At 63.7% G+C, this 14,970-nt stretch carries 10 protein-coding genes; 5 read left to right on the top strand and 5 right to left on the bottom strand.

What is annotated here, in order from left to right; translation table 11 throughout:
• Nucleotides 1-188: 188 nt before the first annotated feature.
• Nucleotides 189-491, bottom strand: a complete 303-nt coding sequence (locus tag AC3WN8_RS21090) for a hypothetical protein (RefSeq protein WP_492671450.1) — start codon at nt 489-491, stop codon at nt 189-191.
• 74 nt (nt 492-565) lie between these two features.
• Nucleotides 566-3,457, bottom strand: a complete 2,892-nt coding sequence (locus AC3WN8_RS21095) for a M16 family metallopeptidase (RefSeq protein WP_492671451.1) — start codon at nt 3,455-3,457, stop codon at nt 566-568.
• Between the two features lie 176 nt (nt 3,458-3,633).
• Between AC3WN8_RS21095 and AC3WN8_RS21100 the strand changes: the two genes are divergently transcribed.
• Both AC3WN8_RS21100 and clpB read left to right on the top strand, forming a co-directional pair.
• Nucleotides 3,634-5,289, top strand: a complete 1,656-nt coding sequence (locus AC3WN8_RS21100; protein WP_492671452.1) for a M28 family metallopeptidase — start codon at nt 3,634-3,636, stop codon at nt 5,287-5,289.
• Nucleotides 5,290-5,575: 286 nt separating this feature from the next.
• A complete protein-coding gene (gene clpB, locus AC3WN8_RS21105; RefSeq protein WP_492671453.1) occupies nt 5,576-8,155 on the top strand; it encodes an ATP-dependent chaperone ClpB in 2,580 nt (859 codons plus the stop codon).
• Between the two features lie 129 nt (nt 8,156-8,284).
• Here the strand turns inward: clpB and AC3WN8_RS21110 are convergent, their stop codons facing one another.
• Entirely contained in the window at nt 8,285-9,277 is a 993-nt protein-coding gene (locus tag AC3WN8_RS21110; protein ID WP_492671454.1) for a TauD/TfdA family dioxygenase, read from the bottom strand.
• 49 nt (nt 9,278-9,326) lie between these two features.
• Between AC3WN8_RS21110 and AC3WN8_RS21115 the strand changes: the two genes are divergently transcribed.
• On the top strand, nt 9,327-10,295 hold the full coding sequence (locus AC3WN8_RS21115) for a hypothetical protein (RefSeq protein ID WP_492671455.1): 969 nt from the start codon (nt 9,327-9,329) through the stop codon (nt 10,293-10,295).
• Here the strand turns inward: AC3WN8_RS21115 and AC3WN8_RS21120 are convergent.
• Nucleotides 10,285-11,553 (bottom strand): aspartyl/asparaginyl beta-hydroxylase domain-containing protein, encoded by a 1,269-nt coding sequence (locus tag AC3WN8_RS21120; protein WP_492671456.1) that lies wholly within the window; start codon nt 11,551-11,553, stop codon nt 10,285-10,287. The genes AC3WN8_RS21115 and AC3WN8_RS21120 overlap by 11 nt on opposite strands.
• 118 nt (nt 11,554-11,671) lie before the next feature.
• Here AC3WN8_RS21120 and AC3WN8_RS21125 point away from each other — a divergent pair, with 118 nt between their 5' ends.
• Nucleotides 11,672-12,703 carry a hypothetical protein gene (locus tag AC3WN8_RS21125; protein WP_492671457.1) on the top strand — a complete coding sequence of 344 codons (1,032 nt, stop codon included), beginning with the start codon at nt 11,672-11,674 and terminating at the stop codon, nt 12,701-12,703.
• A 99-nt stretch (nt 12,704-12,802) separates the two neighbouring features.
• Here AC3WN8_RS21125 and AC3WN8_RS21130 read toward each other — a convergent pair whose 3' ends face one another.
• Complete coding sequence (locus AC3WN8_RS21130; protein ID WP_492671458.1) at nt 12,803-13,069, bottom strand: hypothetical protein; 267 nt, start codon at nt 13,067-13,069, stop codon at nt 12,803-12,805.
• A gap of 65 nt (nt 13,070-13,134) precedes the next feature.
• Between AC3WN8_RS21130 and AC3WN8_RS21135 the strand changes: the two genes are divergently transcribed.
• On the top strand, nt 13,135-14,784 hold the full coding sequence (locus tag AC3WN8_RS21135; RefSeq protein ID WP_492671459.1) for a tetratricopeptide repeat-containing sulfotransferase family protein: 1,650 nt from the start codon (nt 13,135-13,137) through the stop codon (nt 14,782-14,784).
• Nucleotides 14,785-14,970 lie beyond the last annotated feature (186 nt).

Consider the following 14,970-nt stretch of genomic DNA (forward strand, 5'->3'; position numbering starts at 1 on the left):
ATACATTTTGCACTACAGGTTATTTTTTGAGCTGCAAGGCGATCGCGCAGCTTGGCTCGCTGCGGTTCTTTTATCCTTTGTCATTCCCGCGAACGCGGGAATCCAGCCTCTTCTTCTTTCGGAAATTCCACAGAAAAGCTGGATTCCCGCGTGCGCGGGAATGACAGGGGGTGTTCAATCCTGAGGGATCAGCCCTGGCGCGTGCCGGTCAGCGGAAAGCTGCCGAATGCGCCGGCACCGGCGCTGCCGGTCAAGGTATCGCCGTCGACCGTGGCCTCGCAATCGAGCGTCATCGGCATCGGCACCTTGATGTTCATCTTCCATTTGAGCGTGTCGCCATCGACGACACCGTCCTCGACGTCGAGCGAGCCGAGCGCACCGGACATGTTGCCGGTGAAGCTGCTCCCGCTGCTCTGCACGGTCAGCACCGCATTCTGATCGCCCAGCGGCGACTTGATCGTGCAGTCCCAGGCACCATCGACATTGGCCATTCGGTCGTCTCCCCAAAAGCGCTCCGGCAACGGCCGGAGCCAGCATGTTCCTTACAGCGTCGAACCGACCGCGGCTATTGCGCCGACACCACTTCGACGGGCAGGCCGAGCGGATCGAGCTGCGGCTTCACCTTCGCGGCGTCGCCAACCACGATCCAGGTCAGTTGGTCGGGCTTGATCACGGCGCGTGCCGCCTTGTCGAGATCCGCCGCGCTCAGCGCACGGTAGCGATCGGCCAGCGTATCGTAATAATCGTCCGAACGCTGGAACAGGTCGTTGCGCTGCATGCCGCCAAGCACGTCCGACGCGGTCTCGTAGCTTCCCGGAAGCTCGCGGATGCTGCCGTTCTTGGTCCGCTCCAGTTCTTCGGGCGTGACGCCCTTGGGGCCCAGAAATGCCTGATATTGTTCACGCAACGCGGCAATGGCGAGACCGGTCTTGTCCGCCTGAACGGGTGCGAAGATCATATAGGGCATGTCGTTGGCAAAGCGGCTGATCTGCGCGCCGACGCCATAGGACCAGCCCTTGGTCTCGCGCAGGTCCATGTTGATGCGCGACAGGAAGCTGCCGCCGAGCACGTCGTTGGCGGCAAGCAGATCGGTGATCTCGGCATTGCCCTTGAGCGGCAGGATTTCGCCGGCCAGGATCAGCGACTGCGGCGAATCCTTGCGATCGATCAGGACGATGCGCGGTTTCGCGGCCGGAATGGCGGCATCGAAATTCTTCGCGCCGGCCGGTCCCTCGCCCACCCATTTGCCGAAGCGCGCGTCGAGCAGTGGCTGAATCTTCGCGAGCGGCTGGTCGCTGACGACGAAGATCTTCGTCTTTTCGGGACGGAACCAGGCGCGGTGGAACGCAAGCAGGTCGTCACGCGACACCTGCGCCACCGCGGCGGGATCGCCGGTGCCCGTCGCCGGCACGCCATAGGGATGCGCCTTACCATACAGCAGCGGCGGCAATTGGCGCATCGCGATGCTTTGCGGCTGCGTCATTTCCTGCGCGATGCGGGCGAGTTGCTGCCCGCGCAGCCGCTCCACCTCTGCAGGTGCGAAGGCCGGATGCAATGCGATGTCGGTGAACAGATCGAGCGACGGCGCGAGATTGTCGGACAGCGCGAACAACGACACGGTGGTGCGATCCATCGACGAGCCCGCGCCGATATTGGCGCCAAGCCGTTCCTGACGCTCGGCGATCTGCACCGAATTGAGGCTGGTCGTACCCTCTTCGAGCAAGGCGAGCATCAGCGATTGCGTACCCAGCTTCGCCTTGGGATCGGCCGCATTGCCCGCGTCGATCGACAGCGCGATCTGCGTGATCGGGACGGCGGTGCGGTTCGCATAGATCAGCTCGATGCCGTTGGAGAGCTTCGAACGCGTGACCTGCGGGAAATCGAGATCGGCGATCGGACCGACCTCTGGCAGCTTCGACCGGTCGACCGCGGTCAGCGGCGCAGCGGCGCTGCCCGAAGCGTCCTGCGGGGCGATCTTCGACGGCGCGGCCAGCGGCTTCTCACCGGACTGGGGCGCACGATAATAGGATGGCGAGAAAGTCGCGCCACCGGTCGGCGTACCCTTGGCTTCGTCATAGGCGGCGCGCTCACCCGGCACCACGGTCAGCGCATAGACCGGGCGGCTCAGCCATTTGCCCATCGCGGCACGCACTTCGGCCGGCGTCACCTTGGCATAGGCGGCAAGCTGCTTCTTGTAGAATTGCGGATCGTTCGAATAGAGCGCGCCTTCGGCAAGTGCCACGGCCTTGCCGCTGAAACCGCCGACCGATTCCAGCCCGGCGATCCGCCCGGCCACCGTGCGGGTGGCGACGCGCTCAACCTCGTCGGCGGTCGGGCCCGACTTCACGAAGTCGGCGATGATCGTGTCCAGCCGCTTCGACACCGCCTCGGCATCGACGCCGGGTTTCACATCGACCTGGACCTCGAACTGGCTGATATTCGCGAATTCCTGGAGCGCGGCTGAGACCCGCACCGCGCTTTTCTCTTCGCGGACCAGGATATTGTCGAGCCGCGAGCTCGACAGCCCGCCGAGCACCGTCGCGCCCACGCCGAGCGGCACCGTATCCTTGTCGTTGAGCCCGGGCACGATCCAGGTCCGATAGATGCGCGTCTGCGCGACGCGATCCTTCATCACTTCATCCTTGCGGGCGGCAAGCGTCGGCACCGGTGCGCTGACCGGCGCGGTCTGCGGCCCGCGCGCGATATCGCCGAAATATTTCTCCATCAGCGGCCGCGCGGTCTTCGCGTCGATATCGCCGGCCAGTACGACGATCGCATTGTTCGGGCCGTAATGGCTGCGGAACCAGCCCTTCACATCCTCGAGGCTGGCGGCGTCGAGATCGGCCATCGAACCGATCGTCGAATGGCCATAGGGATGTTCGGGCGAGAACAGCGCCGCGATCTGGGCATATTCGACCAGGCCATAGGGCTGGTTGTCGCCCTGGCGCTTCTCGTTCTGGACAACGCCGCGCTGGTTATCGAGTTTCTCCTGCGTCACCGCGCCGAGCAGATGGCCCATCCGATCGGATTCGAGGAACAGCGCGCGTTCCAGCGCCGGCGTCGGCACCGTCTCGAAATAATTGGTGCGGTCGAACCAGGTGGTGCCGTTGAAGTCGGTCGCGCCGACCTGTTGCAGCGGCTCGAAGAAATCGCCCGGCGCATTCTCCGATCCGTTGAACATCAGATGTTCGAACAGATGCGCGAAGCCGGTCTTGCCCTTGGGCTCATGCTTCGACCCCACATCATACCAGACCGAGACCGCGACGATCGGCGCCTTGCGGTCGGTATGGACAAGCACGCGCAGGCCGTTGGCGAGCGTGAATGCCTCGTAGGGAATGTTCACCTTCTTCACGAGCACCGAGACCGGCACAGGCTTCGACTCGGATTGGGCCGAAGCAGGAAGTATGGCGAACGCAAGAAAGGGTGCGGCAGTGAAGCCGGTCAGCAGGCGGCGCATCAAGAAAACATCCTTGTTCAAAACGTAGTCGGACAATAGCAGCCGGCAGACAAGTCGCAAGCCAAGTACCGCCGCAAGCCACCAACGTACGACACAGTTCGGCGAACGACATTGACGATGATAAGATTTGCGATATCGCCCCGCGCTTCTTCTTAACGGGACTGGGATCCTCCACTATGCGCGTCGCATCTCTCTTGGCCGGCATCGGCCTGCTTTCCATATCGGTTTCGGCGATCGCGCAGGATGCCGCGCCCGTGTTCACGCCGGAAGGCGTGCGCGCGCATGTCGAGTTCCTCTCCGACGATCTGCTCGAGGGCCGCGACACCGGCAGCCGGGGATATGAGATCGCCGCACGCTATGTCGCGACGCGGTTCGAAGCGCTGGGGCTCAAGCCCGCCGGCGAGAATGGCGACTGGTATCAGCAGGTCGGCCTGCAGCAGACCGACCCCGGCGCCAATCCCGGCACGGTGACGGTCAGCGGCCCTGCCGGCGAGAAGAGCTGGGCACATGCCACCGAGGTGCTGGTCGGCCTCAACGCACGCGAGCCAAAATTGGACGTGGCCGCACCGCTGGTTTTCGTTGGCTATGGCATTGAGAATGCCCGGCTCGGCCTGAACGACTATCGCGGGCTGGACGTGAAGGGGAAGATCGTCGTCACGCTGCAAGGCTATCCCAAAGGCCTGCCGAGCGAGGAAGGCGCGCATGTCAGCGCCACCAAGGCCGAAGCCGCCGAGCGCCACGGCGCGATCGGCATGGTCAGCATCGCGACGCTGCAATCCGAAAAGGCGCGCCCCTGGGAGAAAATCGTCCATTTCGCCGACGAACCCGGCTTCGCCTGGGTCTCACCCGACGGCAAGCCCAACAGCTCGGCCCCCAGCATCCGCGCCAGCGCCATGCTCAATCTACCGGCCGCGGACGCGGTCTTTGCCGGTGCACCGCGGACATTGGCCCAGGTGCGGGCGGAAGCGGACAAGGCCGGCGGCAGACCGAAGGGTTTCGCACTCAGGACGAGCATCCGCATCCAGGGCGAAAGCACGACCAAACGCGTCAGCAGTCCCAATGTCGCGGCGATCCTGCCCGGCTCCGACCCCGCACTCGCCGGCGAATATGTCGTGCTGTCCGCGCATCTCGACCATATCGGCCTCGCCAGCGCCAAGCCCGGCGACACGCCTGAGACCGACCGGATCAACAATGGCGCGCTCGACAATGCCGCGGGCATAGCAACCATGCTCGAAGTCGCGCGCGCCGCGGCGGAATCGCCGGACAAGCCGCGTCGTTCGATCATCTTCCTCGCCTCCACCGGCGAGGAAAAGGGCCTGATCGGCGCCGATTATTTCGCGCGCCACCCGACGGTGCCCGCGGGCAAGATCGTCGGCAATGTCGATCTCGACATGCCGCTGCTGCTCTATCCCTTCACCGACGTCATCGCTTTCGGCGCCGATCACAGCTCGCTCGGCACGCTGGTGGCGAAGGCGGTCGCGCCGATGGGCGTCAAACTGTCGCCCGATCCGATGCCGCAGGAAGGAATCTTCACCCGCTCCGACCATTATATGTTCGTGCGGCAGGGCGTGCCCGCCGTGTTCCTCGCCACCGGCTTTGCCAATGGCGGCGAAAAGGCCTGGGGCGAATTCCTCTCGGGCAATTATCATCACCCCGGTGACGACATGATGCAGAAGATCGACTGGCAGGCCGGCGCCCGTTTCGCGGAAGCCAATTACCGCATCACCCGTGCCATGGCCGACGCGGACACGCCACCGCTCTGGATCGAAGGCGATTTCTTCGGCGACACCTTTGCCGCCGGCAAACCGCGCGCGCCGAAGGCCGCCAAATAGAGGAACCTCCCCTCGACGGCACCGACCGCCCCGAACAAAGCATCGCGCGGAAAAGTGGGAACCGGTTTTCCGCAAAGGCGATGCGATCAGAAATATCTAGAGCAGGCTGTGCGATTTCGTGCAGCCTGCTCTAGTCTCGCCGGAACCCGCGCACGCATAAGGGTTTTTGCGAATGGGCGGATCGGCCCCAGCGATGCATGTCGGCATGTGACGATTATGCATCGCCCGGGGCTTGTGTTGCATTAAAGCAACACCATATCGGCGCCGACCTGACAAAGGGGACGACATGAACCTCGAGAAATTTACCGACCGCGCCAAGGGTTTCCTGCAATCGGCGCAGACCGTCGCGATCCGGATGAGCCATCAGCGGATCAGCCCGGAACATCTGCTCAAGGCCCTGCTCGAAGACGAGCAGGGCATGGCCTCCGGTCTGATCAAGGCGGCCGGGGGCAATGCGCCGGTCGCGCTTGCCGAAACCGACAAGGCACTCGCCAAGATTCCGGCGGTCTCGGGCGGCGGCGCACAGCAGTCGCCGGGGTTGGACAATGACCTGGTCCGCACGCTCGACCAGGCCGAGCAGATCGCGACCAAGGCAGGCGATTCCTATGTGACGGTCGAACGGATGCTGCTCGCGCTCGTGCTGGCTACCACCACTGAGGCGGGCAAGGCGCTGGCCGCGGCAGGCGTGACCGCCGACGGCCTCAACACTGCCATCAACCAGCTTCGCGGCGGGCGCAGCGCCGATACGGCCGGCGCCGAGGATCGCTACGACGCGCTCAAGAAATTCGCGCGCGACCTGACCGATGCCGCGCGCGACGGCAAGCTCGACCCCGTGATCGGCCGCGACGAGGAGATCCGCCGGACGATCCAGATCCTGGCGCGGCGCACCAAGAACAATCCCGTGCTGATCGGCGAGCCCGGCGTCGGCAAGACCGCGATCGCCGAAGGGCTGGCGCTGCGCATCGCCAATGGCGACGTGCCCGACAGCCTGAAGGATCGCCGGTTGATGGCGCTCGACATGGGCAGCCTGATCGCGGGCGCCAAATATCGCGGCGAATTCGAGGAGCGGCTGAAGGGCGTGCTCGACGAAGTACGCGGTGCGGAGGGCGACATCATCCTGTTCATCGACGAGATGCATACGCTGATCGGCGCCGGCAAGGGCGAAGGCGCGATGGATGCGTCCAACCTGCTCAAACCTGCGCTCGCGCGCGGCGAGCTGCATTGCATCGGCGCGACCACGCTCGACGAATATCGGAAATATGTCGAGAAGGACCCCGCGCTCCAGCGGCGCTTCCAGCCGGTGTTCGTCGGCGAACCGACCGTCGAGGACACGATCTCGATCCTGCGCGGCCTCAAGGAGAAATACGAGCTGCACCACGGTGTGCGGATCACCGATAGCGCGATCGTTTCCGCCGCGACCCTGTCCAACCGCTACATCACCGACCGTTTCCTGCCCGACAAGGCGATCGACCTGATGGATGAGGCCGCGTCGCGGCTGCGCATGGAGGTCGAGTCCAAGCCGGAGGAAATCGAGAATCTCGATCGCCGCATCATCCAGCTCAAGATCGAGCGCGAAGCGCTGAAGAAGGAAAGCGATACCGCATCCAAGGATCGGCTCGCGGCGCTGGAAAGCGAACTGGCCAATCTGGAACAGCAATCCGCCGAACTGACCGGCCGCTGGCAAGCGGAGAAGGAAAAGATCGCGGGTGAGGCCAAGATCAAGGAACAGCTCGACGCCGCGCGCCTCCAGCTCGAGCAGGCGCAACGCTCCGGCGATCTCGCCAAGGCGGGCGAGCTCAGCTACGGCATGATCCCGCAGCTCGAGAAGCAGCTTGCCGAAGCCGAGAGCGTCGCCGCCGGCGCGATGCTGCGCGAGGAAGTGACGAGCGAGGACATCGCCTCGGTCGTCAGCCGCTGGACCGGCATTCCCGTCGACAAGATGCTCGAGGGCGAGCGCGAGAAACTGCTCCAGATGGAAGACGCGATCGGCAAGCGCGTGATCGGTCAGGAAGCCGCGGTGAAAGCGGTTTCGACCGCGGTACGCCGCAGCCGCGCCGGGCTCCAGGACCCCAACCGTCCGCTCGGCTCCTTCCTGTTCCTGGGGCCGACGGGCGTCGGCAAGACCGAGTTGACCAAGGCACTGGCCGGATTCCTGTTCGACGACGACAATGCGATGGTGCGCATCGACATGAGCGAGTTCATGGAGAAGCACAGCGTCGCACGGCTGATCGGCGCCCCGCCGGGCTATGTCGGTTATGAAGAAGGCGGTGTTCTAACCGAATCGGTTCGCCGCCGCCCCTATCAGGTCATCCTGTTCGACGAGGTGGAAAAGGCGCATTCGGACGTCTTCAACATCCTGCTTCAGGTGCTCGACGACGGCCGCCTGACCGATGGCCAGGGCCGCACGGTCGATTTCTCGAACACGCTGATCATCCTGACCTCGAATCTGGGCAGCCAGTATCTCGCGGGCATGGCCGACGACCAGAAGGTGTCCGATGTCGAGCCGCAGGTGATGGAGATCGTCCGCGCGCATTTCCGCCCGGAATTCCTCAACCGGCTGGACGAGATCATCCTGTTCCACCGGCTGGGCCAGGCGCATATGGGCCCGATCGTCGAAATCCAGGTCGGCCGCGTGCAGAAACTGCTCAAGGATCGCAAGGTGACCCTGGAACTCACCGACGGTGCGCGGAACTGGCTGGGGCGGGTCGGTTACGACCCGGTCTATGGCGCCCGCCCGCTCAAGCGCGCGGTGCAGAAATATCTGCAGGATCCGCTCGCCGACATGATCCTGCGCGGTCAGGTGCCCGACGGGTCGACGGTAAAGGTCGACGAGGGCGATGGCGCGCTGGTGCTGACGGCCGGCTGACGAGATATTGAACTGGAACGCCGAGCAATTGAGTCAAAACGCCCGGCGTTCCAGAATTTTCAGGATCTCACCTCCCCTCACCGTCATTCCCGCGAACTTGGGAATGATGGTGGCATTCAATCAGGTGGATCACCCGGCGGTTGCAGTTGGACGGAAGCGGGGATGATCGGGCCGTAGCGGCGGCTCGAAATCCTCGCGCCGCCAGATCGGATCCGCGGGCTCCTCGGCATCGGGAATGGCGAAGCGCAGATATCCGAAATAGCTTGCGATCAGCCTTTCCGCCGGATCGATGATCGCCGTCCGCCCATGCATGAACCGGCTATTGTCCAGCATCACGACGTCACCGGCACGCCAGTTGATCGGGACACTCAAGCGATCGCCGGTTTCCTTGATCGCCTGCAGCCACGCTTCGGGCACCGGATGCCCGTCGTCGAGAACCGGGTGATCGGGCCGTCCATGATTGAAACGTGCGAAAAGCAGGAAATTGCCGAATGCCGGATCATCGGTGAACATCGGTTTGTGCAAGGCGGGTCGCGAAAAAAAACGCACGATCGTGCCATCCGGAAACCGCCGAAAGGCATAGGGACATTGAGCCGGCGGTGATGCGAGTTGCGCATCGCTCGGATTGGGCGTGCCGAGCCAATAGTCGAGCAATTCCGGCCAGGTCGGCTTGATGTACAGCAACCTTCGGCGCTCCAGCCCTCGGCGCACGGCTTCGGGCATCTCCCGGACCAGCGCCACGCCGTCGCAGATCGTCGTCTGCCCACCCCGGCTTGGCGCCGACAGACATGCGAAGAAAACCGCATCGGGTTTCCAGGGTTCGCGCGACAATTCCGGATGGAGCGAGAAGGCGCCGACGCCGCCATCGACCGTATGGATATTGGCCTCCGGATCGATCGGCTGTCTGCCCGGGCTCTCATTCACCACCGCGGTCGAGCAGAATTGCCGCGCGAAACTGCGGAACTGGGCGACATCCGCGCCAAAGCCGCGGAAGAGCAACGCCCCATGGCTTTTGTAGAGATCGATGATCGTCGCCGGATCGAGATCGACAATGCCGCCTTCGCCATCCGGCTCGATCACGACATGGGGTTGGCCGGCTTCCGGCAGATGAACATGCGGCATAGTGATGCAGGGATAGCCGCCCAAAACGGCATAGGCTATAGCCCGCTTGATGTCCTTGACGCTCGACGACCTCTTCGCCTCGCCGGATCATTTCCTGCATTCGTTCGAGGGCGACGCCGCGCTCTTCATGCCGATGGATCGCGCCGCCTATCATCGATCGATCTTTCTCGACGGTCGGATTTCTCCCGCCGCCGATCAATCGATGAAATTGCCCGTCACGATGCTGACGGCTGCTCCCCGCCGCCCCTCGCAGACCGGCTGGATCTTCCACATGGCGCATTGCGGTTCGACGCTGCTTGCCCGTGCGCTCGACGATCCGGGCGCCAGCCTGGTACTGCGCGAGCCCCTGGCGCTGCGGCAGACGGCGATCCAGCCCGCGGCCGGGCGATTGGGGCTCGTCGCGGCGATGCTCGGCAAACGCTATCGCGCCGATGCCCCAACGCTGGTCAAGGCGAACGTGCCGGTCAATTTCCTGCTGCCGCAGTTGAGCGCTGCCGACACCGAAGCCCGCGCCATCCTGCTCTATCTGCCGCTCCGCGAATATCTGCTCGCAATCCTGCGCAGCGACAATCACCGCACCTGGCTGCGGAACGTCACCGCACAGCTCGCCGGCCATCTCGGCGATCTGTCCGCATTGACCGATGCCGAACGCGCCGCAGCGCTGTGGCTGGCGCAGGTCGATGCCTTTGGCGACACCCTGGCACGCATGCCGAATGCCCGCACGCTCGACGCCGAAAGCTTTTTCGCCGACCCCATCGATGTGCTCAAGGCGGCAGCGCGGCACCTGGGCGTGCCGATTTCGGATACCGTGCTGGAAAAGACCGTCGCCGGCCCATTATTCGCCACCTATTCCAAGAATCCGACATTGGCGTTCGACAATGCCGCCCGGCTCGCCCGGCTCGCCGACGTGGAGCGGACCATCGCGCCGGAGTTCGATCAGGCGGAGGCCTGGCTCGCGCGACATGCCGGCAAGACGCCCTCCTGCGACACGCTGATCGCGTCGGCGCTCATTCGCTGACGCTGATAGCCTCGGACGGTGCGCCGTCCGCATCCGCCGCGACCGCATAGAAGCGTCGGAGCAAATCGCGCTCCACCGGCGCGATATGGGGATTCCAGACGTCGAAGATCAGGATCGCCCGCAACTGATCCGATCGATTCCAGGCTTCGTGCTCGATCGTATCGTCAAAGGCCCAGGCCTCGCCGACCTTCCAGCTCCGCGTCTCTCCACCGACGCGGAAATCGCAGTTCGGTGGGACGATCAAGGGAAGATGGATGATCGTCCGCACATTGCTCACACCCGTATGCGCCGGCAGATGCGCGCCCGGCCTGAGCAGCGAGAAGAAAACGGTCGGCGTGCGCCCCGGCAGATCCGACAAAGGCAGTTTTTCGACAGCCGCCGCAGTGCGGGGAACCCGCGCGCAGACCGCATCGTCGCGCCGGCCATCCTTCCACAGATGCATCGCGCCCCAGTCGAGCGAATGGTCGAGCGGCGACCATTTGTTCGTCGGCGTACCGGGCTCCATCGCCACATAGGGCCGGATCGCGGCAGCATCCTCGGCAAGCACGGCTTCGAGTTCGGCCCGGATCGCATCGGTTTCAGCCTCGATGGCGGCAAGCCACGGAAAATGTTCCCGTGCGAAGAATTCATCGGCAGGCAGGAAGGGAAAATGCATGCCCGCGCATTGATTGGCGTAGATTTCCCGGCGGCCGAGCGCGTGATCGATGCACGCATCGAAACGGCGAAGTTCGGCGGGCGCCACCGCGGCGCGCGCTGCCGCAAGACTGCGATCGATCGCGCCAGCGAAACCATCCCGCTGCCGCGCGACATAGTCGCGGGCATGCTCCACCATGGCTTCGAGCGCCGGCGAACGTTCCTCGATCATCGGCGCCATCGCGAGTACGCCACGCCACCGTTCCGCGGCTCGTGAATCATCGCCGCGACGTTCGAGCAGTTCCGCCATCCGCACCAGCGCCATGAAGTGACGCTGATCGATCGACAATGCCCCGCGAAGCGCTTCCTCTTCGCCGTCATCGTCGCGCTGTTCGCGAAATGCCCTTGCGAGATTCATCCACAGATCGGGCGCCCCCGGATCCGCGGCAATGGCCCGCCGCAGCAGCGGCACAGCCTCGGCAAAATTGCCCTGATTAATCGCGTGCAACCCAAGCGCGTTCAGCGCCTGTGGCTGTTCCCCGCCGCGCGTGACCACCGTCTGGAAAAGGCGAACTGCCTCGTCGATTCGCCCCGCACGTCGCGCCTGAACGGCGGTCGTGAGCATGTGTTGGATTTGCGACTGATCCACCCGCTCGGCATAGCGCCGCCGTGGCGACTAGACAACGTCGCGCCGGTTCAGCACACACATAGCCAAGATGTCGCCGCCTCCATCATCGACCAGCATGCCGCCACCGCGATCGATCGCCGATGCGATACGCGACGCAAACTGGCTCGCCCATCGCTACGATCCCGACCATGACGCCGTCCATCTGCTGCCCGTTTCTCGCGAAGACCATCGCAAGGCGACCTTCATCACCGACGAATATCTGCCAATGGGCCTCGAACCATTGGCGGTACGGCGCCAGGATGCCATTGCCGCAGCGCCGCCCCGCGCGCCGGTGCATTTCCTTTTCCACTCCGCCTTTTGCTGCTCGACATTGCTGGCACGCGCCGTCGACCGTCCCGGCTGGGGCATGGGGCTGAAGGAACCCGTCATCCTCAACGACATTGTCGGCTGGCGCCGCCGCGGCGGCAAGGGCCCCGACATGGCGAGCGTGCTCGACGATAGCCTCGCCTTGCTGGCAAGGCCGTTCGCGCCGGACGAAGCCGTGATCGTCAAGCCGTCGACGGCCGTCAACGGCCTGGCGCCGGCGATGCTGGCGCTGCGCCCCGAAGCGCGCGCGATCCTGCTCTATGCGCCGTTGCGCACCTTTCTCGGTTCGATCGCAAAGAAGGGAATCGACGGCCGCCTCTGGATCAGAACGCTGCTGACCGGGATGCTCGACGACAAACTGATCGATCTGGGCTTCACCCCGCGCGATCATCTCGGTCATACCGATCTTCAGGTGGCGGCGGTCACTTGGCTGGCGCACCAGAAGCTGTTCGCAGCGCTTGTCCATCAATTTGGGGCGGCGCGCATCCGGACGCTGGACAGCGCAACATTGATGCAGGATCCGCATAACGCGATTTCAGCGATCGCGGCGTTGTTCGGCCGCCCACTCACACAAGCCGCCATCGATGAAATTGCCGCGGGACCGGCCTTCAGAACCCATTCAAAGTCCGGCAATGCGTTCGATTCAAACGACCGCGCCGCCGAGCACCGCGACGCCGCGGCAATCCATGCGGATGAGATCGACAAAGTCGCCCGATGGACGGAAGTCGTCGCCGCGGGTGCAGGCGTGGCCCTCACGCCACCGGCTGCACTTCTCGGCTAGAACGATTTGCAGTTCGATGGAACCATCGAACAACTCGAAAACTGCGGTAAAACAAATAGTTAGATCAAGCTGTGCGATTCCAAAATCACACAGATTAATCTAGTTGCAGCCCGCTCCGCCATTGGTGGCATCGCGGCACGAATTGATGCCTGGTCCACCTGAGCGGATATTGTCACGGTCGCGCTCCCACTCGCGCTTTGTCTTGCACGTGCGTTGCCCCTTCACGAGCGAGCCGGTTTCCACAAAACGCTTGCAGATCACCTTGTCTTGCGGGTCGGCCGCCCGCTCCCCCGGCGCGGCCTGCAAGCCGGCATTGCCGGCCGTGCCCGCGACGAGAAGAAAAGTCGATATCATCAATCCAAGCACAACAAAGCCTCCAGAAAATGACTATGCCGCTGTAAGAAAGTGATGATAGGGATCAAGGGTCAGCCATGTCAAACAAAGTCGGCAAACGGCGCCAGTCCATGGGCGCACCCCATCTACAGCGAACGCGCCTCGAGCAACTGCTTGCCGGCGGGGACATTGAGGGTGCGGCGAAGATCGCGACATCGATACTTGCGGCCGGACATGCCGATCCATTGGTGTTGAATCTTGCGGCCTGGCAAAAGGAAGAGGCTGGCGATTATGCCGGCGCGCACAAGCTCCTGCAGCGCGGGCTGGCGCTCTCTCCGGGCGATGTGCTGATACTCGGCTCGATCGGCGCCGTGCTGCGCAAGCAAGGCTGTCTGGAAGAAGCGCTTACCCTGCTCGATCGCGTCGTGGCGGCTGAACCGCGGCATTCGGCCGCATGGCTCGAGCGCGGCTATGTCCTCGACGCTCTGCGATTGGAAGAGGAAGCGACCACAAGTTACGAACGCGCGCTCGCGATCGATCCCAATCTTGCGCCTGCGCTGGGAAAACTGGCCGATTCCGCAGCACGGCGCGGCGATACCGCAGTCGCCGAGCAGCATGCGAAACGCGCGCTCGCGCTGCATCCCAATGAGCCGGCAGCCGTGTTCGCGTTGTCCGTTATAGCTGTAGAGGCAAAAGACGGCGCAGCCGCTGTGGCGCTGCTCGAGCCACTGCTGGCAACCAATTTGCAGCCGGAAGATCGGACGCGGACGCTGACCCTGTTGGGCGACGCGCTGGATCGCCAAGGTCGTACGGTCGAGGCCTTTGCAGCCTATACGCGCGCGCAGAGCAGTTTTCGGGACACCTATCGTCGGCTGCTCGAACCCGGTCCGGGCCGGCCATCGCACCGATCCTTCATCGAAAAGATCACGGCGCAGGTCGAAAGCACCGGGGTGTTGCACACCCTGCCTCAGGTTTCGCCTGTTCCGGACGCCGCCGCGATCCATGTCTTCCTTCTCGGATATCCGCGATCGGGCAACACATTGATCGAAAATGTCATGGCGAGCGCGCCCGACGTGATCGCGCTCGAAGAGCGCGATACGCTGGCCGATGTCGATGCGGCCCTGCTCGCCAATGACGGAACCATGCCCGACCTCGATGCTCTCGACCCGGCCTTGGTGGAGCGGCTCCGGGCCGCCTATTGGGAACGGGTGCGCCAGCTTGGCGGCGATGTCGTCGGCAAGGTGCTCGTCGACATGAATCCGTTTAACGGCATCAAGCTGCCGATCATCGCACGCCTGTTCCCCGATGCGCGCATCGTCATCATGCGCCGCGATCCGCGCGACGTGATCCTGAGCTGTTTTCGGATCAACTTCACGCCTGGCGCAGCAGCATGGGCATTCAGCGACCGAACTGAAACCGCGCGCCATTATGACGCACTGATGCGCCTGATCGACCGCTGCCAGGAAAATCTGCCGCTCGCCTATCGCGAAGTCCGCTACGATCGGCTTGTCGCCGAATTCGAGCCGACAGTGCGCGCACTCGCCGACTTTATCGGATTGGAATGGACGGATGCGTTTCTACGCTTCGACCGGACAGCAAAAACGCGCGGTGTTCGGACCGCCAGCGAAACGCAGGTGCGCAAGGGATTGTATAATGGCGGCGGGCAATGGCGGCGCTATGCAGAGGAGTTCTCGTCCGTACACCCGATCCTTGCTCCCTGGATCGAGCGGTTCGGCTCCGAAACTTAGGGTTTGATCCCTTTGGATTGCCCCAAACCCCACATTGTCATTCCCGCGAAAGCGGGAATCCAGCTTCTTCTTTCGGAAGCTTAACGGAAGTGCTGGATCAGACCCTGAGGTGATTTCAAGCCGGTCGAATTGACCTGACGACTCCGAAATCACGGCGGCAAGGGAAATCTCGCGCCAATCCGCTTC

The sequence above is a fragment of the Sphingobium sp. FW305-3-2-15-F-TSA7 genome, from assembly GCF_058787155.1.

Bases quoted from the DNA above. Each gene is read 5' to 3' on its own strand.
- AC3WN8_RS21120 (WP_492671456.1), bottom strand. From the start codon at position 11,553: ATGCTCACGACCGCCGTTCAGGCGCGACGTGCGGGGCGAATCGACGAG.
- AC3WN8_RS21135 (WP_492671459.1), top strand. From the start codon at position 13,135: ATGTCAAACAAAGTCGGCAAACGGCGCCAGTCCATGGGCGCACCCCAT.
- AC3WN8_RS21090 (WP_492671450.1), bottom strand. From the start codon at position 491: ATGGCCAATGTCGATGGTGCCTGGGACTGCACGATCAAGTCGCCGCTG.
- clpB (WP_492671453.1), top strand. From the start codon at position 5,576: ATGAACCTCGAGAAATTTACCGACCGCGCCAAGGGTTTCCTGCAATCG.
- AC3WN8_RS21125 (WP_492671457.1), top strand. From the start codon at position 11,672: ATGCCGCCACCGCGATCGATCGCCGATGCGATACGCGACGCAAACTGG.
- AC3WN8_RS21110 (WP_492671454.1), bottom strand. From the start codon at position 9,277: ATGCCGCATGTTCATCTGCCGGAAGCCGGCCAACCCCATGTCGTGATC.
- AC3WN8_RS21115 (WP_492671455.1), top strand. From the start codon at position 9,327: ATGTCCTTGACGCTCGACGACCTCTTCGCCTCGCCGGATCATTTCCTG.
- AC3WN8_RS21095 (WP_492671451.1), bottom strand. From the start codon at position 3,457: ATGCGCCGCCTGCTGACCGGCTTCACTGCCGCACCCTTTCTTGCGTTC.
- AC3WN8_RS21100 (WP_492671452.1), top strand. From the start codon at position 3,634: ATGCGCGTCGCATCTCTCTTGGCCGGCATCGGCCTGCTTTCCATATCG.